25 protein-coding genes and 2 riboswitches are annotated in these 26,030 nt (G+C 42.7%); of the genes, 11 read left to right on the top strand and 14 right to left on the bottom strand.

Going from position 1 to position 26,030, the window contains the following annotated elements:
* Positions 1-40: 40 nt before the first annotated feature.
* From I6E61_RS05710 to gcvT, 3 genes are all read right to left on the bottom strand, one after another.
* Positions 41-799 carry a nitroreductase family protein gene (locus I6E61_RS05710; RefSeq protein ID WP_197131258.1) on the bottom strand — a complete coding sequence of 253 codons (759 nt, stop codon included), beginning with the start codon at positions 797-799 and terminating at the stop codon, positions 41-43.
* Positions 800-1,061: 262 nt separating this feature from the next.
* Positions 1,062-1,442, bottom strand: coding sequence for a glycine cleavage system protein GcvH (gene gcvH / locus I6E61_RS05705; protein WP_110922708.1), 381 nt, complete (start codon positions 1,440-1,442; stop codon positions 1,062-1,064).
* Between the two features lie 84 nt (positions 1,443-1,526).
* Positions 1,527-2,705 (bottom strand): glycine cleavage system aminomethyltransferase GcvT, encoded by a 1,179-nt coding sequence (gene gcvT, locus I6E61_RS05700; protein ID WP_197131254.1) that lies wholly within the window; start codon positions 2,703-2,705, stop codon positions 1,527-1,529.
* 169 nt (positions 2,706-2,874) lie between these two features.
* Positions 2,875-3,022, bottom strand: a riboswitch (glycine riboswitch).
* A gap of 52 nt (positions 3,023-3,074) precedes the next feature.
* A riboswitch (glycine riboswitch) is annotated at positions 3,075-3,214 on the bottom strand.
* 237 nt (positions 3,215-3,451) lie between these two features.
* Between gcvT and I6E61_RS05695 the strand changes: the two genes are divergently transcribed.
* From I6E61_RS05695 to I6E61_RS05675, 5 genes are all read left to right on the top strand, one after another.
* Positions 3,452-3,772, top strand: a complete 321-nt coding sequence (locus I6E61_RS05695; protein ID WP_110922710.1) for a YcgL domain-containing protein — start codon at positions 3,452-3,454, stop codon at positions 3,770-3,772.
* A 259-nt stretch (positions 3,773-4,031) separates the two neighbouring features.
* Positions 4,032-4,664: a hypothetical protein gene (locus tag I6E61_RS05690; RefSeq protein WP_197131252.1), complete on the top strand. Its 633-nt coding sequence runs from the start codon at positions 4,032-4,034 to the stop codon at positions 4,662-4,664.
* Positions 4,665-5,026: 362 nt separating this feature from the next.
* A complete protein-coding gene (locus I6E61_RS05685; RefSeq protein WP_197131249.1) occupies positions 5,027-5,890 on the top strand; it encodes a MoxR family ATPase in 864 nt (287 codons plus the stop codon).
* Between the two features lie 102 nt (positions 5,891-5,992).
* Complete coding sequence (locus tag I6E61_RS05680) at positions 5,993-7,216, top strand: VWA domain-containing protein (RefSeq protein WP_197131246.1); 1,224 nt, start codon at positions 5,993-5,995, stop codon at positions 7,214-7,216.
* A 258-nt stretch (positions 7,217-7,474) separates the two neighbouring features.
* Positions 7,475-8,671, top strand: coding sequence for a globin domain-containing protein (locus I6E61_RS05675; RefSeq protein WP_197131243.1), 1,197 nt, complete (start codon positions 7,475-7,477; stop codon positions 8,669-8,671).
* 216 nt (positions 8,672-8,887) lie between these two features.
* Here the strand turns inward: I6E61_RS05675 and I6E61_RS05670 are convergent, their stop codons facing one another.
* From I6E61_RS05670 to I6E61_RS05635, 8 genes are all read right to left on the bottom strand, one after another.
* On the bottom strand, positions 8,888-9,703 hold the full coding sequence (locus I6E61_RS05670) for a phosphodiester glycosidase family protein (protein ID WP_197131226.1): 816 nt from the start codon (positions 9,701-9,703) through the stop codon (positions 8,888-8,890).
* Positions 9,704-9,787: 84 nt separating this feature from the next.
* Positions 9,788-11,602: an FMN-binding glutamate synthase family protein gene (locus I6E61_RS05665; protein ID WP_197131223.1), complete on the bottom strand. Its 1,815-nt coding sequence runs from the start codon at positions 11,600-11,602 to the stop codon at positions 9,788-9,790.
* A 204-nt stretch (positions 11,603-11,806) separates the two neighbouring features.
* Positions 11,807-12,931 carry an RNA 3'-terminal phosphate cyclase gene (gene rtcA / locus I6E61_RS05660; RefSeq protein WP_197131221.1) on the bottom strand — a complete coding sequence of 375 codons (1,125 nt, stop codon included), beginning with the start codon at positions 12,929-12,931 and terminating at the stop codon, positions 11,807-11,809.
* Between the two features lie 202 nt (positions 12,932-13,133).
* Positions 13,134-13,358 (bottom strand): hypothetical protein, encoded by a 225-nt coding sequence (locus tag I6E61_RS05655; protein ID WP_197131218.1) that lies wholly within the window; start codon positions 13,356-13,358, stop codon positions 13,134-13,136.
* A gap of 459 nt (positions 13,359-13,817) precedes the next feature.
* Complete coding sequence (locus I6E61_RS05650) at positions 13,818-14,276, bottom strand: DIP1984 family protein (protein WP_197131203.1); 459 nt, start codon at positions 14,274-14,276, stop codon at positions 13,818-13,820.
* Positions 14,277-14,288: 12 nt separating this feature from the next.
* On the bottom strand, positions 14,289-14,969 hold the full coding sequence (locus I6E61_RS05645; protein WP_197131200.1) for a hypothetical protein: 681 nt from the start codon (positions 14,967-14,969) through the stop codon (positions 14,289-14,291).
* 23 nt (positions 14,970-14,992) lie between these two features.
* A complete protein-coding gene (locus I6E61_RS05640; RefSeq protein ID WP_197131197.1) occupies positions 14,993-15,493 on the bottom strand; it encodes a hypothetical protein in 501 nt (166 codons plus the stop codon).
* 10 nt (positions 15,494-15,503) lie between these two features.
* Positions 15,504-16,736, bottom strand: coding sequence for an RtcB family protein (locus tag I6E61_RS05635; RefSeq protein ID WP_197131194.1), 1,233 nt, complete (start codon positions 16,734-16,736; stop codon positions 15,504-15,506).
* A 236-nt stretch (positions 16,737-16,972) separates the two neighbouring features.
* Between I6E61_RS05635 and I6E61_RS05630 the strand changes: the two genes are divergently transcribed.
* The 3 genes from I6E61_RS05630 to I6E61_RS05620 all read left to right on the top strand — a co-directional run bounded on the left by I6E61_RS05630 (position 16,973) and on the right by I6E61_RS05620 (position 20,163).
* Positions 16,973-17,974: a DUF4062 domain-containing protein gene (locus I6E61_RS05630; protein ID WP_197131191.1), complete on the top strand. Its 1,002-nt coding sequence runs from the start codon at positions 16,973-16,975 to the stop codon at positions 17,972-17,974.
* On the top strand, positions 17,967-19,634 hold the full coding sequence (rtcR, locus tag I6E61_RS05625; protein ID WP_197131188.1) for an RNA repair transcriptional activator RtcR: 1,668 nt from the start codon (positions 17,967-17,969) through the stop codon (positions 19,632-19,634). The genes I6E61_RS05630 and rtcR overlap by 8 nt, the downstream gene beginning before the upstream one ends.
* A gap of 79 nt (positions 19,635-19,713) precedes the next feature.
* The gene (locus tag I6E61_RS05620) at positions 19,714-20,163 is read left to right on the top strand and encodes a lysozyme inhibitor LprI family protein (RefSeq protein ID WP_197131185.1); all 450 of its coding nucleotides are present in this window, start codon (positions 19,714-19,716) and stop codon (positions 20,161-20,163) included.
* 284 nt (positions 20,164-20,447) lie between these two features.
* Here I6E61_RS05620 and I6E61_RS05615 read toward each other — a convergent pair whose 3' ends face one another.
* Positions 20,448-20,927 carry a hypothetical protein gene (locus I6E61_RS05615; RefSeq protein ID WP_197131182.1) on the bottom strand — a complete coding sequence of 160 codons (480 nt, stop codon included), beginning with the start codon at positions 20,925-20,927 and terminating at the stop codon, positions 20,448-20,450.
* Entirely contained in the window at positions 20,917-21,861 is a 945-nt protein-coding gene (locus I6E61_RS05610; protein WP_197131179.1) for a hypothetical protein, read from the bottom strand. The genes I6E61_RS05615 and I6E61_RS05610 overlap by 11 nt, the downstream gene beginning before the upstream one ends.
* A gap of 157 nt (positions 21,862-22,018) precedes the next feature.
* Between I6E61_RS05610 and I6E61_RS05605 the strand changes: the two genes are divergently transcribed.
* Positions 22,019-22,396: a hypothetical protein gene (locus I6E61_RS05605; RefSeq protein WP_197131177.1), complete on the top strand. Its 378-nt coding sequence runs from the start codon at positions 22,019-22,021 to the stop codon at positions 22,394-22,396.
* Here I6E61_RS05605 and I6E61_RS05600 read toward each other — a convergent pair.
* Positions 22,393-23,220, bottom strand: coding sequence for an IclR family transcriptional regulator (locus I6E61_RS05600; RefSeq protein WP_197131174.1), 828 nt, complete (start codon positions 23,218-23,220; stop codon positions 22,393-22,395). The genes I6E61_RS05605 and I6E61_RS05600 overlap by 4 nt on opposite strands.
* A gap of 176 nt (positions 23,221-23,396) precedes the next feature.
* Between I6E61_RS05600 and I6E61_RS05595 the strand changes: the two genes are divergently transcribed.
* A complete protein-coding gene (locus I6E61_RS05595; protein WP_191113865.1) occupies positions 23,397-24,581 on the top strand; it encodes an acyl-CoA dehydrogenase in 1,185 nt (394 codons plus the stop codon).
* A gap of 197 nt (positions 24,582-24,778) precedes the next feature.
* The gene (locus tag I6E61_RS05590; RefSeq protein WP_197131171.1) at positions 24,779-25,987 is read left to right on the top strand and encodes a CaiB/BaiF CoA-transferase family protein; all 1,209 of its coding nucleotides are present in this window, start codon (positions 24,779-24,781) and stop codon (positions 25,985-25,987) included.
* Positions 25,988-26,030 lie beyond the last annotated feature (43 nt).

The following is a 26,030-nucleotide window of genomic DNA, read 5'->3' as shown; positions in this document are numbered from 1 at the left end:
AAGTAGTAAAGAGATTAACTAAAAATAACGGCGTAGTGCATTAGACGTAGTGCACAAACTGATCTTGATCAAAGCGGTACTGGGTGTCGTAGACACCATTATCAGCACGCTCGCCAGCACCAATCATCATAATGATATGTTGATCGCTGTTTAAACCTAATAGTCGCTTCATGGCAGGCTCATCGAAGCCGCCCATCGCACAGCTGTCAAAACCGTGTGCTCTGAGTGCTAGCATCAGGTTCTCAGCAGCGAGCGAGGTGTTGTTGGTTGCCCAATTTTTGGTGTCTTCAAAGGTATAGTAAGGCGATTTAATCGGACCTTTTAAGCGTCTGACCACTTGAGTTGCGCCCCATTTAGCCGCTGATACCACATTAACTGGACCCCGTAAAAAGTCCAGTGCGACGACTTTGGTATAGTAGTCTTTGACCTTTTTTGGTACAGGCTTGTCAGGGTATTCACGTAGGATTTGCTGAGCATGACTTTGCCAGATATCAGTACGAGCCACGACCGCGATCAGGCGTGCTGATGTTTTTGCCGCGTTTTGATTCATGCAGTTCTTTACCGCACGTTTGCGATTATCAGCATCATCGATGACATAGAATTCCCACGGCTGTAGATTGCTAGAGTTCGGCGCTAACATGGCCAAACGCAAACAGTCTGCTAATACATCATTAGGTATGGGCGTGTCCGTAAAACGACGAACAGAACGGCGTGATTCAACCACGTCGCGAAACGCCTGTAGCTGCGGTGTATGAGTAGGCGTTGCCATATTGTCTTTAAGGTCAGTGTTGGTGCTCATATTAGGATCCATGCTGGGGATTGAGTGATCAACTTGAGTCATTATTGAGTGCACTTCTTCAATATCATCTGACAAGTGATTGATACGAATAAATCAAATAGCGGTTGGAAGTAATAAACGGTATGCAGGTTTTGAGAATAAAGCGTACAGATACCAGCTGCTGCCAGTATCTGCCATCATTCGAGTTTTCGACGTAATAAGATTTGATAAATAGTGACCTCTAACCCTAGCGCTGCTAGTAGATTAGAGTGTCAGGCTGATATTACAGCTCGTTTTCGTACTCATCAGCAGTCAGTAATGCTTCGTAGTCAGCGATGTTGTCAGGCTTCATTCTAAAGAACCAACCTTCACCATATGGGTCAGAGTTGATGATTTCAGGATCATCTTCTAGTGCTTCGTTGATTTCCACAACTTCACCTGAGATAGGGGCATAAACGTCAGAAGCAGCTTTTACTGATTCAACCACTGAGATTTCGTCATCAACAGCGATGATGTCGCCGACGTCTGGTAATTCAACAAATACCACGTCACCCAGTAGGTCTTGAGCGTGGTCAGTGATACCAACAGTGATAGTGCCGTCGTCTTCTAAGCGTAACCATTCGTGGCTGGCAATGTATTTTAGTTCTGCTGGGATGTTGCTCATGGTCTCTCTCCTACGTGATAGAGGTTAATTAACAAGAATAGTAAAGCTAAATCTAATAGAGGCTAATAATAGAATTTATAAAGCCTATGAGTCAAACTGCTGCTTGCCATTACGGACAAACGGTAGTTTAAGAACGCGTACATCAACGAATTTACCTTTGCCGCGCAGATCAACTTGGACGTTGTCATCGTCTGATATGCTGGCAGGAATACGGGCAATCGCGATTGAGTTTTTGAGGCTAGGGGAGAATGTACCACTGGTAATGATACCAGTCTGCTCATTGTCTGTGCCTTGATTGATGGTCACTGTCATGCCTTCACGCAATACGCCGCGAGTCGTTAGTAGTAGACCCACTTGCTTCATTGCAGTGTTGTCACCTTTTGACTGCTTGCGTTTGCTAACCATGGCAGTGCGGCCGACGAAGTCACGCTCGTCTTTTAATGCCAGTGTCCAGCCCATGTTGCATTCATAAGGGCTGATGGAGTCGTCCATATCATGGCCATATAGGTTCATGCCGGCTTCCATGCGTAAGGTATCACGCGCACCGAGGCCTGCAGGTCTGATGCCATTGGCTTTTAATTGCTCAAAGAATGCGGGTGCATCATCACCATGCATAATGACTTCGACACCATCTTCACCTGTGTAACCCGTACGCGCGACGAACCAATCTGTGCCTTCGATATCTGTTAAGTCTGCACCAACGAAAGGCTTGAGTCCTGCTAAGGTATCTGCCCAGCTAGGTTTGGCTTGTGCCAGTTTTTCTACTGCGTTTGGACCTTGAACAGCAATCATCGCAAGCTCAGGGCGCTCAGTGATAGTAATGTCAAAGCTTTCGGCGACTTTATGGAACTGTGCCATATCTTTATCGCGAGTGGCAGCATTAGAGACGATACGGTATTCAGTGGCTTCTTCATTCATCAAGTAGACGATCAAATCATCGATGACACCACCTTGCTCATTTAACATACCAGAGTAGAGGGCTTTACCAACGGTTTTTAGCTTCTCAACATCATTGGCCAGCAGTTTCTGTAGCCATGCTTTTGCATCGCTGCCTTTGATATCAGCCACGACCATATGTGAGACGTCAAACATACCTGCATCAGTACGAACGGCTTCATGCTCTTCTATTTGTGAGCCATAATGAATCGGTAATTCCCAACCAGAGAAATCCACCAGTTTGCCGTCGCTGTCGACGTGAGACTGATATAGAGGAGTGCGTTGAGGCGCTTGATTTTGAGCTTGGTTATCTTGAGTATCGGTCATAACAAATCCTTATGTGTACATCAGTCATACTCAAAAAGTATAGAAACGGATGCGCATTATCATAGTAGTGAGAAGCAACACTGCAAGGCGCAAGTATTACATCAAAGGGTGGCACAAAAAATAAATAGAAAACCGTAGACCAAACAGACGCTGAACGTCGGTTTAAGCAATAGCCCTATCTGTCCTGTGACCTGAGATTTTCAACACGAATCATCATTATGTGGTTTTCAATCTAAACCTGCTATTGATGATAGCGTATTTTCTCCCCTTCGGTGGGTAAAACGTCGTCCGCTTTACCGCTCTCCAGATTTGTTATGCCTAATGTTTGAGTTATACACGCTTGATGGCGTTTAACTAAACAATAATGACATGTGTTTTTCAGTCCTTTTACCTGAGCGATTGGCAGGGTAGATGCGCCTTCGGTGGTCGTATAGCAATTATATACATCGTATGACCAATGCGGTTTGATACGAGGTGGATGCTTACAGACTCTCTCCTGAAAAACGCTTTTATTATGAAAGGTTAATACTATTTTTACAAGACATGAACCGCATTAAAGTGGATAATTTTGGCAAAAATGGCTTTTTGAGAGGGCAATCAGTACAAGTATCAATAAATAGACGGTTTTTACGTCTGTGAAATTGCAGTGAATGTGGGGCGATTACCGAGACCAAAACATAAAGCGACTACTGATAATCGCCCAAAATATGCTAACCTATGGCGATAGTTTCTGATAGGTTGTTTTTATGCATTGCGATATTTATAAATTTCCAAAACATGACGATATGTACGTCTATATTGCTCGCCCTGATTATCCAGATGATACCGATGAGATTAGGGATTGGTTGGGCGTCTTGCCCAAAGATTTCCGTGCAGGCTTAGGCCGTAGTAAGTTTGTTATGCATTTAGATTTGGCAGCTACGCCAACGCTAGCCCGTGTTGATAAAGCAGAAGTATTGGCAAAACTAGAGTCACAAGGCTATTTTGTGCAGATGCCGCCGCAAGATGTCATGCGCCGCCAAGCTGAGCTACGTGCCCGTGAAGCGCAAGATAATATTTACGACTAGTGTCCTTATTTTAAGGAAATGGTTGCAAGGTAATTTTAGATGAATCCTTGAGACGAGTTCCTTAGAAAGCAATTAATAAAACGTTTAGTAAACATTTGGTCACATGCATTTTGGTAGAGAGTCGTGATAAACTAGCGACCTATCAAGTGTGCATGTCGATGATGTATTCGTTGTTACTGATTATAGTAAGGCAGTATCTACTGTCTGCCTGCAAAAACGAAAAGACGCACAATTTATAAACGCAAATAGTGAAACGCGTATGGACTGGTTAAAAAATATCGTACATCTCTTACCGTTAGAAGCCATCAGTGATATTCTCGGTGAGGTTGCTATTTGGTGGGGGCAGATGGTCAAAGACGTGCCGCCTGCCGATTTACCAATGTATGCTTACCTTGGCGGTGTCGTTATCGTATTGGTATTATGGTTGTTGGTCGCTCGTATGCTACCGAAACCGCTGGGCGGTATGAGTTGGATGGCACTGTTTGCTGTTTTATTAGCACCTGGTACTGCCCTAAACGATCCTAGTGTATTGGCACCAGCCAGCATCAATGTGGTTTATGCTTTTATGATGAAAGACTTTGCTGGTGCGATAGCTAATATGGTACCGATATTAGTGGTATTAGTGGCAGGCTTGTTCGTTGGTTTTATCTGGCAACTCATTCGTGGTGCTTTTGAGTCAAGTCTAGACAAAGCACGTAGAAGCAGTGCAGAAGATACGCAAGCGACGATGCAGCTGACAACAGGCAGTTATTTGGCAGGAAGTACTACGTTGACTGAACAGCATGATGACACGCTACAGTCTAGTAAAACGCCTTTAGCCGCTAAGGTCGAAACAGATGTCAGCCTAAAGAAAGACAGTAGCTTAACTAAAAGTTCCAAGACGGATAAATAGGATAAGTTATAAAGCGGTTGTTAATAGTAAGTGCTTTATAAATAATTCAAACCGCTGGAGTAGTAAAATAAGACTTTATAAAAAAGACACCTTGCGTGTCTTTTTTTTTGAGATTTTTATGTGAGATGCTCTACCTATAACGAGAAAGTTATACTATGTTTGTTAATCAAGAATTTTATTGATCAATAACTTTAATAATTACGAAGTTTAGCAATCGCGAACGCATGAGTATTTTGGCAATGAACAAGGCTGTGCTAATCTAAATGATTGCTTATTTTCCATCGATTAGTTTTAATAATTTGATGGCTCTTATTTGATAGCCCCTAACAGCCTTAATGTATAACAATAACTGAGACTCGATTATGACCACGACTGACAACACTAAGAAAAGCTTTACCGGTACCAGTAGTTATATTGCTACTGATGATTTACAGCTGGCGGTAAATGCAGCGATGACGCTACAAAAGCCGCTACTGATCAAAGGTGAGCCGGGTACAGGTAAGACGCTACTGGCCGAAGAGGTGGCAGAGAGTTTAGGTATGCCGCTTATTACTTGGCATGTCAAATCGACTACCAAAGCTGAGCAAGGGTTGTACGAGTATGATGCGGTATCGCGCCTGCGAGACTCACAACTGGGTGACGATAAGGTCTATGACATTGCCAACTATATCAAGCCAGGCAAACTGTGGGATGCATTCACCAGCACAGAGCGCAGTGTGCTGCTGATCGATGAGATTGACAAAGCCGATATCGAGTTCCCAAATGATTTGCTGCATGAGCTGGATAAGATGTCATTTTATGTTTATGAGACGGGCGAAACCATTACCGCAGCGCAGCGCCCAGTAGTGATTATTACATCGAACAATGAAAAAGAGTTGCCAGATGCATTTTTGCGTCGTTGCTTCTTCCATTATATTGATTTCCCTGAAGAAGAAACCATGCGCCAAATTATCGAAGTGCATTTTCCTGATATTCAAGAAAAACTGGTCAATGATGCGCTCGATATCTTCTATAAGCTGCGTAATATTCAGGGTCTTAAAAAGCCACCATCAACGTCTGAATTGGTCGATTGGCTAACGCTATTGCTTGCTGATGATATGGCACAAGCAGAGTTAGAAGAAAACTTGCGTGGTGAAAAGTCCATTCCGCCACTATATGGTGCACTGCTTAAAAACGAGGCCGATGTGAGTCTATTACAACGCTTTGCCAATATGATGCGCCGTTAAATATGAGCATGGGCGTTGTAGCTATGATAAAAAGTAGTCACGATAAACATGAGAGCCAATGCCAAATCATAACCATATCAGCCAATAAGTGATGCGTATCCTATGTTCATAAAACTATTTTACACCTTACGTACTTATGGCGTGCCAGTCAGTACGCGTGAGCTGCTAGACCTCAATGCTGCGCTTGAGCAGGGGCTGATGATGCAGCCGCATCCCGAAGATTCAACACTGACTACTTTTGCCAGTCGCGAAGACATGTATCGCTTGATTCGGCTTTGCATGGTCAAAGACGAGCGCCACTTTGATAAATTCGATCGGGCAATGGCGGATTATTTCGAAGGTGCTGACAGTTTAGATCTGGATGAGCTATTGGCCAAGCTGACGGACGTTCCTAAGGAGTGGTTGGATTTAAAACTAGACCCCAAAAACTTAACGGAAGAGCAACGTCGACTACTCAAAAAATATGGCTCGCTAGAGGAGCTGATGAAGGCCTTAGAAGAGCGTCTGAAAGAACAAAAAGAACGTCATCAAGGTGGCAGTAAATGGGTCGGCACAGGTGGCACATCGCCATTCGGTGCCTATGGCGATCATCCAGAAGGCGTGCGGGTTGGTGGCGAGTCACGTAAGCGCAGCGCGGCGAAAGTCTGGGAGCAGCGTAAATATCGCAATCTAGACGACGATAGTCAGCTTGGTACACGTCAAATCCAGATGGCGCTACGTAATCTGCGCCAGTTTGCCCGTACTGGCAGTGCTGATGAGCTTGATATCAAAGAGACCATCAGGCGAACCGCAAAAAAAGGCGTGCTTGATATTCATCTGCAGGCTGAACGCCGAAACCGTGTCAAAGTACTGATGTTGTTTGATGTAGGTGGTAGCATGGATGTCCATGTCGAAGCGCTTGAAAAATTATTTTCTGCGGCAAAAAACGAGTTTAAAACCTTAGAGTTTTTTTATTTTCACAACTGTCTTTACGACTATGTGTGGAAAGACAATAACCGTCGCCATAGCGCACCAATGCCAACCTATGAGCTGCTGAATAAGTATGGGCGCGAGTATCGAGTTATATTCGTTGGTGATGCGTCTATGTCACCCTATGAGTTGATGACGGTAGGCGGTAGCGTTGAGTATATGAATAACGAGGCGGGTATCGTATGGCTAAAAAGGGTACTGGATCATTTTGATAAAGTGGCTTGGCTCAATCCAGAAAATCCGACGTATTGGCAATATACTCAAACCATCGTTGAAATCAAAAAGCTCGTGGATAACAAGATGTATCCCATGACCTTGCATGGTGTGGAAGAGATGACCGGTTACTTAGCACGATAGTTTTGATATCTACCCTAATTTATAAAATCTATTAGTTCTGATTGAATTCTTATGATAGCAGCCGTTATGACAACATAATGGCTGCTTTTTTTTGTTTATAAATAAGCAATATGACAATTCGGCATTGGTATGCTGAGTAAAACATGATAAAATTCATTTAAAATGAATCTTATAAGTATTCTTATTTAAGATATTTACTTAAAGATTCTTATCTCCTGTTTTTTAATATATCCATTCGACCACACACTGAGAAACAACATGGCTTCACCAAAAACACTAGAAATCGTCACAGCAACCGTTCCTGTACTTGAAGAGCATGGCGTCGCGATTACCACCGTATTTTATAAAAATATGTTTAATGAGCATCCTGAGCTATTAGATATTTTTAATGAGACTAATCAAAAATTGGGACGTCAGCAGACCGCTCTGGCTACAACAGTATTAGCTGCTGCTAAGCATTTGGATAAATTGGCTACGCTATTGCCTCAGGTGACCCAGATTAGCCATAAACATAGAGCGTTACAGATATTGCCTGAGCATTATCCTATCGTCGGTAAGCATTTGATCGGTGCGATAAAAGAAGTGCTAGGAGAGGCAGCCACTGACGACATCATTACCGCTTGGACAGAAGCTTATGATGAGATCGCTTCGATATTTATTCAAATTGAACATGGCATGTATGAGCAAGCGATGTGGCAAGGCTTCGCGCCTTTTATAGTGACCGAAAAGGTAGCAACTGCTAAGGATATCGCAGCCTTTACGGTAGTGCTAGTGAACGATAATGAAGATAGTAATCAAGATATTGACCTGAGTAAATTGAAGTTAACTGCTGGTCAATATATTACGGTGAAAACAGATCCGGCAGACAGCGATCATATTGCGCTGCGTCATTACTCTTTATACTCTGCCAGTAGTGATGTAGGCATTCAGTTTGCTGTTAGACGTGATAACCGCAATGAGCATCATGGCTTAGTCTCTAACTATATGCATGACGAATTAGAAGTGGGTGACACGGTATTGCTGTCAGCACCAGCTGGTGATTTCGCGCTTAATCAAGATTTGGTACAGCAGAATGAGATTGCGTTGGTATTGATGAGTGCCGGTGTCGGGGTTACACCTGTACTGTCTATGTTAGAGGCACAAGTAATGGCCAATCCCAAGCGACCTATTATCTGGGTTTATGCGTGCCAAAATGCCACACATCATGCTTTTTCTACTCAGGTAGAGGCATTACTCGCGAAGGCTGAAAACGTAGAAAAGCATATTTTTTACTTTGAGTCTGGGCAGTTATTAGATGCTGCATGGCTTGAAACATTGCCTAAGCCTGCCGATATCTATGTATGTGGATCAATGCCGTTTATGGAAAGTATGATTGATGGGTTAGTGGAATTAGATCACGGTGTGGATAGCGTTCACTATGAACCGTTTGGCCCTAAAATGAGCTTGGGTGGTTAAGTTTTTAACATATAGTCGGTGAACTACTAAACCGCTATGGCGTTACCCTCCTTAGATATACTATTTGTACAATCTGCAGTCGGCTGCCTTGTACCCATTTTAGCGTTCTTTGATTATAATATTCAAAATAAACGTTTATAAAAAAGCACTTAGAGTGAAATAATCATGCTAAGTGCTTTTTTAATCTTAGTTGACAATAAAGAGTATCAGGGCACATTACTCTTTATTTTCAACCACACCAATCATGACGCCCATCTCTTTTTTATCATGCTTATCTATACTAGGCGCGTATAATGCCGATGCAATTCCACCATCTAAAAATAGTGCATTTGGGCAGATTAAGTTGTCTTTAAATAGGGATGCAAACTGATAAAACGTGACTGGTTCATCGCTATTGACGAACTGTATCGTGCCGTCATCACACACGCCTGCACCATTACGAATCTTGAGTGAGGTGCTATCAGGTTTGAACTGTGGATGTATCTCGTTATTGATAACCAGCATTGGGCCAGATTGAGTGGCATACCAAGGCTGCGCTTTATCCTCTGTAAGCAACTCATTTAACGCATTACTTTCTGTGATTTGCACTGTGCCAGCTTTGCCCCACCACATGACACCATTGGGCAGCAGATGGAAATTACCGCCACCTTCTTTTAAATTTAATGACTTGATCTCTTTGCCTTCAATAACCGTATAGCCAATCGGTGCATAGTCTTTATTATACATACCCGCATTCATGGCAAAGCTAAGCGATTGATTGCTTGGTAATGTCGACATCAAATTATCAAAAGTTAGCAAGGGTTGCGCACTCTCAGACTGTTGCCAAAATAACTTTAATGAGTAACGGCCATCAGTCAATGCTTCCGCTCTAATACGACAAGCACTATAAGAAAATGGGGCATCCTGAGACTGGCATGACCAGTTTTCTGTGTCGCTGCTACTGGCATCAATGCTTGTTGGTTGGCAAGCACTGATGCTAAGCGAGAGCAGGGTAATGGTCCATAAAGGTAAGGTATGAGCAAAAATTGGCATTGATTATAGATCTTTTATAATGAAAAAATATCAGTGGTCTTGGCCTATATAAAGTTAATCATTCATAGGGTTAATCACTAGCTTTTAGTCACTGCTAGGTGGGAAATCGCGAAAGGTATTATTAACATTGCCCATCATGATACCAGTAGTATTATTGTTTACTTTATCGTCCGTTGCTTGATCACCTGCTTTTAAAGTTGGCGCTTCGGTTTGTTTGCCTGTATCACGCGAGTCTTTATTGTAGGCAATCAGCGCATCATTATCGGCAAGGAAACTATCCGCTGTCGACATTACCCACATCTGATTGAACACGTCTGCACGGGCACTTTGATCAAGTAATGCGCCTCTATCGGTGAAATAAAAGAACTTCGACAGCAGTTTGATTTGCCCATCGTCTAAGCGGCGTGCAATGTGATAAGGCTGTAATTGACTTGGGTGTTGCAGGCCTACGGCACCAACAATGCTGGCTAGTGATTTTAGTGTGTTTTTATGGAAGCTTGCGACGCGCTCCGCTTTACTTGGGACATCAAGCGCCTTCTGACGATAAGGGTCTTGGGTAGCGACACCTGTCGGGCAAGTATTGGTATGACATGAGCGAGATTGGATGCAACCGACGGCAAACATGAAGCCACGTGCCGAGTTGCACCAGTCTGCACCTAAGGCAATCATACGAGCGATATCAAAACCAGAGACGATTTTTCCACTCACACCCAGTCTCACTTTGTCACGAATGCCTGCACCAACCAATGTGTTATGAACCAATAGAAATCCATCAACCATCGGCATGCCGACATTGTCCATGAATTCGACAGGTGCGGCACCAGTACCACCCTCAGCGCCATCAATGACGATAAAATCAGGATAGTTGTCCATCTCAATCATGGCTTTGACAATCGCCATAAACTGCCACGGCTGCCCAATACAAAGTTTGAAGCCAACAGGCTTGCCACCTGATAATTCACGTAACTGCTGCCAAAACGCCACGAGCTCGCGCGGGGTGCTAAACGCTGTATGTGAAGAAGGTGAGATGCAATCTTGACCAAGTGGTACTTGACGCGTGTCAGCAATCTCTTGGGTGATTTTCTCCGCTGGTAGCACGCCGCCTTTACCTGGCTTAGCGCCTTGAGACAGTTTGATTTCGATCATTTTTACTTGTGGATCAACGGCTTTTTCAGCAAAAGACTTTGCATCGAAATCACCATTGGCATCGCGGCAACCGAAGTAACCCGTACCCAATTCCCAAATCAAATCGCCACCGAACTTGCGATGATGAGGACTGATCGCACCTTCGCCTGTGTCGTGAGTGAAGCCACCTAATTTTGCGCCTTGATTCAGCGCCATAATAGCATTGGCAGACAAGCTACCAAAGCTCATCGCTGAGATATTGAATACCGACATCTCATGCGGCTGCTGACAACGTTCACCACCAACCATGATTTTAAAATCTTTATTCTCTAGAGGTTGGCTCACTGCTGATTGCAAAAACCACTCTTTACCATGCGCATATAGGTCATCTAGCGTACCAAAGGCGTTGGTATCACTGACGTTTTTAGCACGTTGATAGACCAAGGCACGCTGCTGGCGCGAAAAAGGTACTTGTTCTTTGTCATCCTCGAGCAAGTATTGACGAATCTCAGGGCGAAAGTCTTCTAGCACGTAGCGGACATGACCCGCGATAGGGTAGTTATTTAGGATGGCATGCTTGGATTGAATGACATCGTAAATGCCCAAAGCTACCCCAAAGCCACCAATAAGAATCAGCCACCAGTTCAGCAACAATAACCCTGCTAAAAACAGAAAAACGGCTGCACCAAAGGTGCTATAGCGCAACAGTACACCGGTCAAATAGGGCGAGTTACTTTTTGGTTCAGGGTTTAGATTGGTACGAGATTGGGGCATAGCGAGGCTCGGTAATAAAACATGGAAATTAAAAAACGCGGTAATTATATATAACAGATAAAAATAATATGTCTCAAGCATCAATACGTATGATGTTGACGACAGATAATATTTATCTTAACTTATAATTAACGCGCATATTGTACGGTTATGATATCACGGCTTAGCGGTAATTGAGTAAGGTATGCTTGTGCCATGACTTTCTCAACAAATCACTCGCACCAAAGTTTTCTGATCACCAATGGCCTCAAACTTAATGTCAACGGGCAAAAACTGCTTAATCAGCCACGCTTGGGTTTCGGTATGCTGGCTGATAATCCGTGCCGTAAATTCGCCACCACCGGATAATGCCAGTGGCAACAACAATTGATCGGTAAGATATTCATCGACCAGCGCATCGGTTTTGAATAGATAGCGCTTAACCAGCCCTGCTAAGCGATAGCCTATCTTTTCCGCTGACGTACGCTTTTCACCCAGTAGTGTAAATATTTCGTGATGTAGATGATCGCCACATTCATGAGTAACCTGTGCATAGCACGTATTGCCTTCACCGATACCGTCTAGTTTATTGGCTTGGGTAGTTATAAGTGTGTCATCCATTCCAGTTTCGAGCAGTACGGCTTTAGCGCTAGTAAGCTCACGTTTGCCAATGTCATATTCTAAATTTAGGACACTGGCTACTAATGCGATATTTGTAAGCGCTCCACGTTCGGTTAGGTGTAGTGGCTTGGAATCAGCACGGCGCATGAATGGTGTAATGGTCGTCTTAATCAGGCCGCCACCGATGGGCGCAAAGCCCGCTTGCACGCACTCAATATCAACTTGTATGCCTAATTTCGCCAATGCAGGGACGAATGCCTGCTGCAAAAAGTCCGTGGTTGGCGCTAATGGATTATGCGTACCGCCTTTTATCGTTACGGTTGAATGAGCGCTTTGATCTGTATTGGCGAAAAATAGGGCAGGAAGTAGCGTTTGTAAGACCAAGCTGGTACTACCAGCCGAACCAATACCGAAATGATAATCACCTGATTTGATGGTACTCGGCACAAAGTGAAATGATGAGCTGCCTAACACTGCGCCTGATACGCTAGCGTTCGATATCTGTTGTGACGCTTGCACACACATCAGGTGCTGCCGCATCAACCCAGGTTTGGCTCGCCCAGCGCGGATATTAAAAATTTCGATGGGTATGCCTGTCAGCATCGATAATGAGAGAGCGGTACGAATGATTTGTCCGCCACCTTCGCCAGTGCTGCCATCTATTTTTAGGGTCACGCTCTTGGTGCTCGCAGTATAGGCGTTGGCATTATTGGCGCTTTGTTTGGACATAAAGCTCATTGGTACACTCTCAAATTTTGATGTTTTGTAAAGCGGGATATGATTATTCTATCGTGCGTGCTTAGTTCACTATCAATTATTATCAAATAAAAGAGCCTAAAAAATACGTTATGACGCATATTTTTTAGGCCCTGTTGATCAATCTATCTATCTATCTATCTATCTATCAAAGTTTAGCTTTAGGTATCAACGATTAGCTGTTGAATTTTTTCGCTAATAACTCTTTGATAAATGTCACGACGGCTGCGCTGTGCTCAGAGTTTTTGATTTCATCTAATAGCTCAGCTTTTGACATGCTTTGATATCTCTGTATGTCTTCGCTGCTGATGTTTTTTGCGCTGTCGATCAAGCCTGATAGGCCATTCTCATCGTTATCACCGCCTGTTACAGCGCCTAAAATATCGTTCATATTTAACATCGGTATTTCCTCATATAAAAGTAATTATCAAATGCTTCAATGTGAAAGTGCTTATAAATCTGTGCTGTGGTCACATACCACGCACATCTTAGTCTACCGTATCTATATTCGTTTAGGGGTATTAAAGTCGCCCTTTTTAAATAACGATTATGCGTCGGGAATACGAGTTTTAACCAAAATTTTCACATGGCTTATGATCAATGGCTTTAAAAATAAGATTGAAACCGACTGTCAGTGTCTGGTGATAAGGTCTAAATAGTGCGGTGTAACAAGTGACGAATAGGGGCATGAATAGTAAAAAAGACGTTTGCCCGCAACGTCAAGTAGCCACTGCAGTATTTGTTCAACCCCCTGTTGCGGAGTGCGGGGTCTTAACACTCGCCCAGTCGGTTCCAAAAGGGTGTTCTATAGTCATTTCACTATAAAAGTAGTGATTTAAAAGTAGTGATTTAAAAGAAACTATTCTGCTAAATCTATTTGCCAGTTATTGGCCTGAATCACAATATTGATTTGACGCAGTTTCATCGCAATATCGTCCGCTTGCTTCTGTAAACCAGCCACTGACACCATGACATTATATTTAATCTCACGATGGCTATAACGGTCTGTTTCGGTATGCGTGGCAGCTATGGCATCGATCAATAGTTTATGGCGCATCTCTAAGGTATCGCGCTCTACCAACAGCGTTAGCATCGATTGACCGTTATCCGCTTGAGCAATTGCATTGGTACGGTGAATACGTTCAATCAGGTTTGACAATTCATTGATGATTTGGCTGGTATCAATCATCAATGCGTTTGGATCCTCAGATGGTGTATCGCCTTCTTGTACTTTGATATTGGCGTTGATACGGCCCTTTAGTTGAGCCAGCTTCTTTTGCATATCGCTACGGATAAGTAGAGCTTCTGCGAGTTTCATTTTGGTTCTCTCTTATTTTTTATAGTCGTAATAAATACATTCTATAAAGGCAAAGTTGTCGTTGTTATAGTTATTAACGTAAATGATTTTTTCCTCTTCTGGAGGCTCGTAAGACATATACCCTTGAGCAATATGCGTATCTACCTGATAACCCTCATTCACTAAATCCTTGATAATTTGTAAAATCCATTTAGTGTTGGAGACATTCATGTCATCGGGTTCTTCTTCATACCATTTTTGTAGTTGTGAAAAGCTTAAGTCTTTTGCTGTTTCGTATTCAAAGGTACGGAAGAAACAACTGCAACATTCTGGATCACCTGTGGCTAAACGATATTTGTATTCATACTTTACGTTGTCTTCATTTCGATTGTCAGTAATTGGTTCAAAAAATGCTGTTGAGGAATTATATGTTGCTAGGTCGTTTGGTGAGTCTGTACTAAAGCTCAGTTCGTAACACATGGTTTTGTCCTTACTTTCAATTGTAGCGAAGAAATAGTGGGTTAGTGGTGCTATCCCCATACCTTCGACAAATCCTGCCTCACTATAAAAGAAATAAATATCTATACCCTGTACGAACTTAAATTCAGCACATGCTTGTCCCCAATGTAATTCATAGTATTCTGCACATAAATACTCTTCCTTTTTACGGGGACGAAGAATTGGAGTAGTTCTTTTTTCGTATTTATTTTTCATAAAAACTCTCTGATTAAGCTGCACTAATCTGAGACGCCTAAATGTATGAATACAGAACCATTTTTGCCTTTAAAAGCAAAATCATGCCAATAAGCCTCATACCATTCGTCAGTTTCAATAGTTATTGAAATAACCTCTATAACTTCTAAAGCGTCTTCTAAATCATTGCAGAAACTATTTATAAAATCTTCTCTTGAAGTAGAATCGAATAAGGTGAAACTACTATTAATCTCTTGCAACTTATCATCAGAGTGTGAAGAGTTTTTATTAGTTAGAACATACTCAAACAGCCACTCTTGTAGTGTTTCAGAAAATCCATCACGCCAGTTTTCTATAGGTTTTGAATGAACAGTAGCTTTGGGATACCAATGTTTTAAATGACTTGTAGCTAAATTTTTGAGGTCACCGTTACCTGTTAAGATTTCAATAGTAAAATCATACCCATGATTCGTTTTACTATTAACCCATTCAAACGCCTTCAATATACCGTTTAATTTACCAATTTTATAATCATAGTTATTCATGTCTTTATCCTTAACCCTTAACACAAACTACCTGCCGCAAAGTATGTACCACTTCTACCAAATCACTTTGCGCTTGCATCACGTCATCAATATTTTTATAAGCCGCTGGGATCTCATCAATCACATCCGCATCCTTTCGGCATTCTACGCCCGCAGTCTGCGCGATTTGATCGGCGACCGTAAATACCTTTTTGGCCTCGGTACGTGACATGATACGACCTGCGCCATGCGAGCAAGAGCAAAACGATTCTTCGTTCCCTTTACCGCGCACGATGAATGATTTGGCACCCATTGATCCCGGAATGATTCCGTATTCACCAACGCGAGCACGGACAGCGCCTTTACGGGTCACAAATACTTCTTCGCCATAATGTTGCTCTTTTTCTACATAGTTGTGATGACAGTTCACTGCTTTTACGGCTGCATCAAACGGCTTAGGTATGATTTGGCGTAGCGCTTTGATAGCTTTTTCCATCATGATTTCGCGGTTTTTAAAGGCAAAGCGCTGCGCCCAACCAACCGCAAACCAATAGTCATCGAAATGTTCTGTACCCTCGGCAAAGTAGGCTAAATCTTTATCTGGCAAGTTGATAAACCACTTGCGCATGTCCTCACGTGCCAGCTCAATAAAGTAGCGTCCGATGGCATTACCCACACCGCGTGAGCCTGAGTGCAGCATGATCCAAACTTGGTTGGTCTCATCAAGGCATACCTCGACGAAATGGTTCCCCGTACCCAGCGTACCCAAATGGTTAAGGTTGTTGGTATTTTTAAGCTTAGGGTGCTTTTGGGTTATATAGTTAAAGTCATCAACCAGCGTACCCCAACCATTCATTACGGTGTCGTCAGGGTTCGCCCACGCGCCAACATCACGGCGTGATCCGCGACCACGCGTTTTACTACGACCATGTGGAATGGCTTTTTCCAATTCGGTACGCAGACCAAGCAAACTGTCTGGCAAGTCGTTCGCGGTTAGCGTGGTTTGCACTGCCATCATCCCGCAGCCGATATCGACGCCAACGGCAGCCGGAATAATCGCTTCTTTGGTTGGCAATACCGTACCGATAGTCGCGCCAATACCGACATGCACATCGGGCATCACCGCAAGCCATTTATATACAAACGGCATTTTTGATGCTTTGATCAATTGGTCATGTGCTTTTGGATCGACGGGCACGCCTTTAGTCCAAAGTCTAATCGGCGTTCCACCGTCTTGAATGATGTTATGAGTAGTTGGTTGCATGTCGTATTCCTTAGCATTGCAAAGTTTGTTTATTATTGAAGATGATGCTTACTTTATACAATGCTAAGGGCGTGCCAAGTTTTTAAAGTATTTGAAATTTATTTATAAGTATTTGATAAAAAACGTTTTAATTTAAAGATAAAAGTAACTATTAATATAAGCTATAATCAAACCAATTTCTAAAAATATGATATTTTATAAAAATATAGAAAGTTAACTATAAAAGGTCGTCGTATATGGATAAGAGATACCAAGTATTTGTGAGTTCTACATTTGCAGACTTACAAGATGAGCGAAGTAATGTCATTCAAACGCTTATGGAAATGGACTGTATACCCGCTGGGATGGAGCTATTCCCTGCTCTAGATGAAGAGCAGTTTGAATTCATAAAGAAAGTTATTGATGACAGTGATTACTACTTACTTATTGTAGGCGGTCGATATGGTAGTCTGTCCGATGAGGGTGTTAGCTACACAGAAATGGAATACGACTATGCTATCAGTCAAGGAGTAAAGGTCATAGCGTTAGTCCATGGTAGTCCTGAAAAGCTATCGGTTGAGAAGGTAGAGATGAATCCTGAAGCTCAAGATAAATTAGAAAGATTTAGGAATAAAGTGACAACAGGGCGTTTGGTAAAGTTTTGGAGTGACGCAAGAGAGTTGCCAGGTCTAGTTGCGCTTAGTTTGCCCAAAACGATTAAAACTTATCCAGCCGTTGGTTGGGTAAGAGGCAATCAAGCAACGGATAATACTGAACTATTACAGCAGTTGAATGATCTTAGACAAGAGAATAATAGGCTCGAAAAACAGATTCAGGAATTACGAAAGAATAAAGGTGAGATATTAAATTTAGCACAGGGTGATGATGAACTTTTAATATCTCTGAAGTGTGAGGTAATAAATAATAGACAGATAGAAAAAAAGTCGTGGCAACAAGAAGTAACTTGGAATAATTTATTCAAATGTATTGGTCCAAAAATTCTGAATGGAGAGAATGAGAATCTTATTTTTAATATTTTAAGTGAGTATATAGCTTCTAGAAAATATGGAAATTTCCTTTATCCAGAAATAGACCTTACTGACTTTGAGCAAATAAAAGTTCAGTTTTTATCTTTAGGTTATATTAGTTTTGATAGCATAGGTACTAATGGCTATTGGGAAATCACATCTGAAGGTGAAAAGTATCTATTAGAAACCATGTCAATTAAGCGTGAAGCTGTGGAAGCTAACAATGAATAAAACCGCCGTCATCGGCTTCCTCGGCACTACTTTAGACAGTGGCTTTAATGATAAGCGTTGGCAACGTTGGCGCCCAACCGTCAGTTTGGGTCTGCATGACGAGCTACTGGTCGATGAGCTGCATATCTTATATAGCAAGCGCGATAAGCGCCTGTTTAAAATAATTGTCGATGACGTGGCACAAGTTAGCCCGGACACTACCGTTATTGGTCATCATGTGGCGTTGATTAGTCCGTGGGATTTTGCCGATGTTTATGCTGAGCTGTATGACTTTGCAGCAGGGTTTGATTTTCAGGACAATACTGACTATTTACTGCATCTGACCACGGGTACGCATGTGGCACAGATTTGCTGGTTCTTGTTGGTAGAGGCAGGATTTATTCCTGCTGATTTGATTCAGACCTCTCCTTGCCCAAGACCCGACCAAGCTGATCCGCAAGGGCGCTATCAAGTGATTGATTTGGACGTCTCGCGCTATGATGGATTACGGGAAAGATTTGAAGCAGAAAAACAACAACATTGGCAAACCTTACAAGCCAATCTAGTCACCCAAAATGCTGCTTATCAAAAGCTCATCTCTGATATCGAAAAGGTAGCCACTCGCTCAACTGCACCAATACTATTGATGGGCGCAACAGGGGCGGGCAAGTCGCAACTGGCAGGCCAAATCTACGCGCTTAAAAAAGCCAAAGCCAGCAGTACGCAAGGCAAAAACACGCTTGAACAATTCGTCGAGGTAAACTGCGCCACGCTGCGTGGTGACACCGCCATGAGTTTGTTATTCGGTCATGTCAAAGGGGCATTTACGGGCGCTGCGACGAGTCGAGATGGGCTGCTAAAATCAGCTGATGGCGGATTGTTATTTTTAGATGAAATCGGTGAGTTGGGGCTTGATGAGCAAGCGATGCTATTGACCGCACTGGAGGAGCAGCGCTTTTATCCGCTGGGCAGTGATACACCGATTAGCGTGTCGTTTCAACTAATGGCAGGGACGAATAAAGACTTGCGGCAAGCGGTCGCTAATGGCGAGTTTCGAGCGGATTTGTTTGCGCGTCTTAATACATGGACGTTCTTTTTACCATCGTTGAAAGACCGTCTGGAAGACTTACCTGCCAATATCGACTATGAGCTAGCGCGCTTGGGTAGCGAGCAGCAGCAGCAATATCGATTTACCCCAGAGGCTAGGCAGCTGTATGAAAGCTTTGCAATGAGTCAGGATGCGACATGGCAAGGGAACTTTCGTGATTTGACCGCCAGTATGATTCGCCTGACCACGCTGGCTGAAAGTAAAGTCATTCGCAATGATGATGTGCAAGCGGAGATTGAGCGATTGACGCATCTTTGGGAATTGCCTGATCGTTTAAATGGTTCGAATAGTTTAAGTAAGAAAAGTGCTAATTTAGATAGCGAAACCATCGAGCAGGGTAGCCATAATATTTTAAGAAAATATCTAGATGAGGAAACTCTTGCGACTATTGATCCATTTGATGCAGTGCAATTGGCATACGTGATTGAGGTTTGTATTAACCATAAAAACCAAGCGGCTGCTGGGCGCTATCTGTATGTCAACTCACGCGATAAGCTAAAAAGCCCAAATGATAGCGATAGATTGCGTAAGTATCTAATGAAATTTAGGCTTAGGTTTGATGAGTTGGGGTAGATATTGTATTTAACCAACAAACGTAAATCAGTCAAATAAAGTATATTATTCAGTATGATTAAAAAGATAAGGCAGTATCATGAAGACTAAACCAACTTATGCACCGTATGGTTTTATACTGAGCGCATGTACGCTAATGGCAATGGTATCTCCAGCATGGGCGAGTAATGGTGATACGGTTGACTGTGAAAAGGCCTATTCTACCTATGCGATGGAGTATTGTGCCGCGCAAGAGAGAGAAGATGCTACTAAAATTATGCGTCGATATCTGATTGCCAGTTATTCTCAATACAATGAAAACCCTGAGATTGTTGAGGCCATCAAAGCCTCTCAAAAAGCTTGGGAAAAATATAAATATAGTAATTGCGATGCGGTCTATACGTCATGGACGACAGGTTCAATTCGTGGCTTAATGTCTATTAACTGTAGTACCCGAATAACCAAACAACGCATGCATGAGTTGTGGCTGAATTACTTAACTTATATGGATAGTACGCCGCCGGTTTTGCCTGAGCCTTTATTGAATTAAATGAAATAGGTAGTAATTATTATTAGATGTTTTGGCATTATATTTCTTATGATGGCTTAGAACGTTTATTCTTTACAGTTGTAGCATTTTCTATGTTACTACACGTCGGACGGTTCCAAAAGTGAGATTTTATTATAAATGTTTGTTCGTTCTCACTATCAGGGAAGGTAGCATCTAAATATTTGGCATGATAAATGTCAATATCTTTGTCACAGCGTGTCAGGAGTAGGCAAGTAACAATGAGGCTATAAAGGTGTTTTGGTATAGAGCGTTCTTGAAAATCATTAGTTCGCATTGTAATCAAAATATTTTAAACAAAGACCTCTTTCTAATGGCGTAACGATAGTTTTGTTATTGGGATATACTTCTATTTGAAACTTACAGTAAGGTTTCTTATTTGAAGGCTTAGTAATACTAGAAAAACTTACACCTTTTAAGCTATTAAGCTCATAATCTGTGACAACATCTGATCTATAAAAGAAACTTATACCCATATATACTCTACTTTTAAACCAATTCATTTTATATGTTTTAAGGTCTATAGACTCTTCTGGTTGAATAACATCTCTTGACTCGAAACCCTCCATTTCCTCAGCAGTAGGCTCAAAACCAGTTATTTCGTATTGAAAGTTTTTTATACTAATCGGAGTTTCTGTATGATTAGTAACTATAAAAGATCCTGTAATATTTGATTTTACTAAAATGTAAAAATTTAAAAGTATTATAGAAGTGATGAAGACTATTTTTTTTAGCTTAAAAGTCATAGCCTTTAACCGCCGGCGTGTCTGTCGAGAAGTCGATTTGGTAATTGTGGGTAGCATCTTTCTCATCAATAGCACCATTGCCGTCACTGTCGGACTGGGTGATAAAGTAGTAGCGTGAGACTTGCGGCATCCATTTGGTCTGCTGTATATACTCATTATCAGCATGCAGTTTAGTCAGCTGCTTACCCATGTTGTCACTCATGTATAACGCTTGTTGACGCATGATATTTTTATCTTCTTCGTCAGGTTGGTTAGGCGTCTCAGAGACATGGTAAATGAAATGGTTGAAAGGGGTGTTGATAGTCACTTTTTCGGTATCTCTAGGGGCATCTTGCTCTGCATAATAATTAGCTTCATGATCTATATCAGCTGATATTTCATTGTCATATGCGAGTGCTTCCTCTTGTGAGATATCTTTAGCTGCAAAGAGTTTGTATTGCGTGGTATATGGTAGAAATATCTGATCGATGATGAAGTTGTCATTGGGCATCAGTTTTTGCGTGTTGCCTATCGCTATATCTTCAAAAATAAAGTTATTGACATGAGTCGCATATTGATAAGTACCCTGTTGCTCAAATATAGGATAATACATTTCTCCTTTTCTAGATTTGATACTGCTTAAGCCTGTTTCTTGGTTTTCTATATCAATCGGTGTAATAGGGTGCAATAGTGCGGGAGTACCATTGATATATTGTGGAAACTGTATGCTAGTAGGAACCTGCACAGTTGTGTCTGTCGCTGCGTTTGCTACCCCACCTGTTTGGCTGGCATTATCGGCTTGATTATTCGCAGCGTTACTATTGTCAGCCTGCTGGCAAGCGCTAAGCATTAGTGCACACAGTAAGCCAATGCTTATATTAATTCCCAGTTTTGAACTCAAACCAAAACCTAAATAAGAGGTTTGTCTATTCTGACTTTTATTATGATGTCTCATCAGTAATCCCAATTAACTTTTGTTTTGTAATCAGTCTTTATCATATACAGATATACTGAATTTTCAATCAAGTTAAATGGAAAGTACGTGGAATAGTCTGATGTTTGTTATCCGTTATGATACTTTCAAAAATGATGTCATTACTGAATGATTTCCTATGCACCTACTTACGTCAACGATTTGTATTTCTCTAGCCGTCTTATTGACTGCTTGTAAACCATTAGATCGAGGTGATAGAACAGTCGTAGATAATTCGACTGCCACAATAGGTATCACCGGAAGGGCGACATTCGAATTATTAATAGTGACTTTAGAACAGCGTCCGAACGCAGATCTGAATTGTTTACAGTTTCTCCCTGAGAGCAACAATGACGACGCGATAGCGACAACTTGGGAGTTTGCCGCTATGGAAATTCACGATGAAATCTGCGGTGGCGATCCTTACGTTGTTCATGTTCGTAATCGCTATAAGGTTAGTGCAGACGATTTGGTGATGATCTATGATCCTATAGACACTGAATACAAACCGTTTTAACTTCCACCCCCAATCCGCTCAGCCAATGCCTGCAATTTTGGCACTATCATCGCCGCATAGTCATCCGCTTCCCAGTTGGCACTTGGCACACTAGCATTCAGCGAATACGCGTATTGTCCAGTGGCGACATCATATACCCCAACTGCGACAGCCAATATGTCAGCAGAGAACTCCCCATCAGACACGGTATATCCATATCTATCATAATGTTCTACCGCGCTGGCTAGGGCAGTTTGTACATCGTTATATTCTTCAATAGATAAATTCTCTTGGAGATTGCTAATGATGACAGCCTGTCTCGCTTGCGTACTTGCCGCATAAAAGGCCCGTCCAATAGCAGTGCGTGCGACAGGTACAGCGGAGCCAATCTGCAAGTTGACTGATAGTCGAGCAGGACTACGGCAGCAGGCGTGATAGCGCATTTCTCCTTCGACTTCGGTCGCCAAATTCACCGATACTTCATTTTCACTAGCGAACTGCCTTAATAATGGCTCAGCTGCTGCCACCATATCGTGACGACTCCATGCGGTCGCACTTAGACGTACAGCACTACTGCCCAGTTGATACTGTCCATACTCAGTGACACGTAAAAAACCAAGCGTGGTTAAAGTATGAATCAGGCGAGTAATGGTTGCTTTTGGTAGTTCGGTCATCTGACATAGCTGCTGATGGGTGAGCCGCTCATGATGCTCAAAAGCTGCCAGTATGATCAGTCCCCGTCCCAATGCCGTCACAAACTGTCGGTCATTCTCTTCCTTATTTTGACTCATCGTTGCATGCATACGTTCGAGTAGCGGAGTAGCTGTTGATAAGGGTTTCGTCATTTTATACTCATCTTTTTTTGATAAAGGTTTACAGCGCAGCGAAAGTTTGCTTAAATGGTTTTAAATTATGAAACTAAGTTTCGCACAGCGGAATAACGAAGTCAACGACTTGTTAGACCAAATGATGTATCAAACACTATTCATCAGTCAGGATGACTGATACCAAGGAGATCCACATGGCAACATCTACTAGCCCACGTTTTGATTGGGAAGATCCTTTTTTATTACGTGACCAACTTACTGAAGAAGAACGCATGGTCACCGACAGCGCCCGTCAGTTTTTTCAAAAAGAGCTGATGCCTGGCATTATCGAGGCCAATCGCAATGAGAATTTCGATCGTAATATCATGCGTCAAATGGGTGAAATGGGTCTTCTAGGTGTAACAATTGAAGGTTATGGCTGTGCAGGTCTATCAAGTGTTGCTTATGGTCTGATTGCTAAGGAAGTGGAAGCTGTTGATTCGGGCTACCGTTCAGCGATGAGCGTACAGTCAAGCTTGGTTATGCATCCTATTTGGGCGTATGGTACTGAAGAGCAGAGAGAGCGTTATTTGCCTAAGCTAGCTTCGGGTGAATATGTTGGCTGCTTTGGTTTGACTGAGCCAGACTCTGGGTCAGATCCTTCATCAATGTCTACTCGTGCGCGCGCTGTGGATGGCGGTTATGAGTTGACGGGCAATAAGATGTGGATCACCAATAGTCCTATCGCTGACGTGTTTGTCGTGTGGGCCAAAGATGATGCTGGCGAGATTCGAGGTTTTGTTTTAGACAAAGGCATGAAAGGGTTATCAGCACCGAAAATCGAAGGCAAATTCTCACTACGTGCATCAGTCACAGGTGAGATTGTCATGGACAAAGTATTCGTCCCTGAAGCCAATGCTTTCCCAGATATCCGTGGTCTAAAAGGACCATTTGGCTGCTTGAACAAAGCCCGTTATGGTATCGCTTGGGGTTCGATGGGTGCGGCTGAATTCTGCTGGAAAGCCGCCCGTCAGTACACGCTTGATCGTAAGCAGTTTGGTCGTCCGCTAGCGGCAACGCAGCTCGTGCAGTTGAAGCTTGCCAATATGCAGACTGAAATCACGTTAGGTCTACAAGCGGCGCTACGCGTGGGTCGTCTGATGGATGAAGACAACGCAGCGCCTGAGATGATTTCACTTATTAAACGTAATAACTGTGGCAAGGCACTGGATATCGCTCGTATCGCTCGTGATATGCATGGCGGTAATGGTATCTCTGACGAATTCCATATCATCCGTCACGTGATGAACTTGGAAGCCGTCAACACTTACGAGGGTACACATGATATTCATGCGCTTATCCTAGGACGTGCACAGACTGGCATTCAAGCATTCTTTTAAACTGATTTTAAGTTAAATATTCAGATTTGGAACATGCCCTAACGTACGTTGCTGCTTAGCTTTTTGATAAAAAGAGCATTAACAGTAGCGTACGTTTTTCAGTTGTTCTTCATGATTTAACGGTTAGATGGCTGCATGATGAAGAACAATTTTATGATTAAAAAATCAAAAAATACGCGACACAATAAGGGATTATTATGATTGATATGGCTAATATGCCAAAGGGCGCATTGCATGGTATCAAGGTGCTCGATTTATCGAGAGTGCTGGCTGGCCCTTCTTGTACACAAGTACTTGCTGATCTGGGTGCCGAAGTTATCAAGGTTGAACGTCCTCATATCGGTGATGAGACTCGTCATTGGGCACCGCCAACATTCAGCGATGACACCTCCGCTTATTACGCTACGATTAACCGCAATAAAAAATCACTGACGGTAGATATCACTACGCCAGCAGGACAAACCATTATTAAACAGCTAATCGCTGAGAGTGATATCTTGGTCGAAAACTTTAAAGTCGGTGGTTTGAGAAAATACGGTTTAGATTATGACAGTCTAAAGCAAGACAATCCGCGTCTGGTTTATGCGTCATTGACAGGTTTTGGTCAGACTGGTCCCGATGCCGCGCGCCCCGGTTATGATTATATTATTCAAGGTCTGTCAGGGCTGATGAGCATCACGGGTCCTAGTGATGGCGAACCGCACAAAGTTGGCGTCGCAGTGGTTGATTTGTTTGCAGGTTTGCAGCTGACGATTGGTATTCAAGCGGCACTGCTGGCGCGCCAAAATACTGGACTTGGACAACACGTCGATGTGGCATTGCTTGATAGTGCACTCGCCATGCTGGCCAATGTCGGCATGAATCATTTGGCATCGGACAAAGTGCCACCCAGATTAGGTAATCAGCATCCTAATATTGTGCCGTATCAAGTGTTTGCTGGCGAGGGCGAGCAGCACTTTATCTTAGCCTGTGGTAATGACAGTCAGTTTGCCAAACTTTGCACCGTGCTCGCAGTCGATTGGCATCAAGACTCTCGTTTTGCGACCAATCCAGCACGTGTGACCAATCGAGAATTGTTGTGCAGCGATCTGACTAAGCATTTTGCCAAGCAACCACGTACTTATTGGCTAGAGGTTTTAGATCAAGCAGGTATCCCATGCGGTGCGATTCATAACGTGGCTGAGGCATTGGCCATGCCGCAAGCACAAGCCCGTGAGATGATCGTTGACTTCACTGAGCAAGGCAGTCCGGTAAGAGCACTCGGCAACCCTATTAAATTGTCCGCATCACCGGTCACTTATCGTACGCCACCACCACAATTGAGCGAGCATACTGACAGTACGTTGGCAAATTTAGGCTATGATAAGGCTACGATAGCCAAGCTAAAAGCCGATGGGATTGTTTAATCTATTTCTCGCATTATTAATATCAGTAACGCTAAACCCTAAA

Source organism: Psychrobacter sp. NZS113 (assembly GCF_015864825.1).
Classification (GTDB): domain Bacteria; phylum Pseudomonadota; class Gammaproteobacteria; order Pseudomonadales; family Moraxellaceae; genus Psychrobacter.
Note: the sequence above shows the minus strand (reverse complement) of the source record. Positions and strands in the feature narration are given on the sequence as shown.

Excerpts from the sequence above, each read along its gene's own strand:
- rtcR (WP_197131188.1), top strand. The coding sequence starts at position 17,967 with ATGAATAAAACCGCCGTCATCGGCTTCCTCGGCACTACTTTAGACAGT.
- I6E61_RS05620 (WP_197131185.1), top strand. The coding sequence starts at position 19,714 with ATGAAGACTAAACCAACTTATGCACCGTATGGTTTTATACTGAGCGCA.
- I6E61_RS05615 (WP_197131182.1), bottom strand. The coding sequence starts at position 20,927 with ATGACTTTTAAGCTAAAAAAAATAGTCTTCATCACTTCTATAATACTT.
- I6E61_RS05690 (WP_197131252.1), top strand. The coding sequence starts at position 4,032 with ATGGACTGGTTAAAAAATATCGTACATCTCTTACCGTTAGAAGCCATC.
- I6E61_RS05670 (WP_197131226.1), bottom strand. The coding sequence starts at position 9,703 with ATGCCAATTTTTGCTCATACCTTACCTTTATGGACCATTACCCTGCTC.
- I6E61_RS05655 (WP_197131218.1), bottom strand. The coding sequence starts at position 13,358 with ATGTTAAATATGAACGATATTTTAGGCGCTGTAACAGGCGGTGATAAC.
- rtcA (WP_197131221.1), bottom strand. The coding sequence starts at position 12,931 with ATGTCCAAACAAAGCGCCAATAATGCCAACGCCTATACTGCGAGCACC.
- I6E61_RS05630 (WP_197131191.1), top strand. The coding sequence starts at position 16,973 with ATGGATAAGAGATACCAAGTATTTGTGAGTTCTACATTTGCAGACTTA.
- I6E61_RS05685 (WP_197131249.1), top strand. The coding sequence starts at position 5,027 with ATGACCACGACTGACAACACTAAGAAAAGCTTTACCGGTACCAGTAGT.
- I6E61_RS05665 (WP_197131223.1), bottom strand. The coding sequence starts at position 11,602 with ATGCCCCAATCTCGTACCAATCTAAACCCTGAACCAAAAAGTAACTCG.
- I6E61_RS05695 (WP_110922710.1), top strand. The coding sequence starts at position 3,452 with ATGCATTGCGATATTTATAAATTTCCAAAACATGACGATATGTACGTC.
- I6E61_RS05645 (WP_197131200.1), bottom strand. The coding sequence starts at position 14,969 with ATGAAAAATAAATACGAAAAAAGAACTACTCCAATTCTTCGTCCCCGT.
- I6E61_RS05680 (WP_197131246.1), top strand. The coding sequence starts at position 5,993 with ATGTTCATAAAACTATTTTACACCTTACGTACTTATGGCGTGCCAGTC.
- I6E61_RS05635 (WP_197131194.1), bottom strand. The coding sequence starts at position 16,736 with ATGCAACCAACTACTCATAACATCATTCAAGACGGTGGAACGCCGATT.
- I6E61_RS05675 (WP_197131243.1), top strand. The coding sequence starts at position 7,475 with ATGGCTTCACCAAAAACACTAGAAATCGTCACAGCAACCGTTCCTGTA.
- I6E61_RS05710 (WP_197131258.1), bottom strand. The coding sequence starts at position 799 with ATGAGCACCAACACTGACCTTAAAGACAATATGGCAACGCCTACTCAT.
- I6E61_RS05650 (WP_197131203.1), bottom strand. The coding sequence starts at position 14,276 with ATGAAACTCGCAGAAGCTCTACTTATCCGTAGCGATATGCAAAAGAAG.
- I6E61_RS05610 (WP_197131179.1), bottom strand. The coding sequence starts at position 21,861 with ATGAGACATCATAATAAAAGTCAGAATAGACAAACCTCTTATTTAGGT.
- I6E61_RS05640 (WP_197131197.1), bottom strand. The coding sequence starts at position 15,493 with ATGAATAACTATGATTATAAAATTGGTAAATTAAACGGTATATTGAAG.
- gcvT (WP_197131254.1), bottom strand. The coding sequence starts at position 2,705 with ATGACCGATACTCAAGATAACCAAGCTCAAAATCAAGCGCCTCAACGC.
- I6E61_RS05600 (WP_197131174.1), bottom strand. The coding sequence starts at position 23,220 with ATGACGAAACCCTTATCAACAGCTACTCCGCTACTCGAACGTATGCAT.
- I6E61_RS05595 (WP_191113865.1), top strand. The coding sequence starts at position 23,397 with ATGGCAACATCTACTAGCCCACGTTTTGATTGGGAAGATCCTTTTTTA.
- I6E61_RS05590 (WP_197131171.1), top strand. The coding sequence starts at position 24,779 with ATGATTGATATGGCTAATATGCCAAAGGGCGCATTGCATGGTATCAAG.
- I6E61_RS05605 (WP_197131177.1), top strand. The coding sequence starts at position 22,019 with ATGCACCTACTTACGTCAACGATTTGTATTTCTCTAGCCGTCTTATTG.
- gcvH (WP_110922708.1), bottom strand. The coding sequence starts at position 1,442 with ATGAGCAACATCCCAGCAGAACTAAAATACATTGCCAGCCACGAATGG.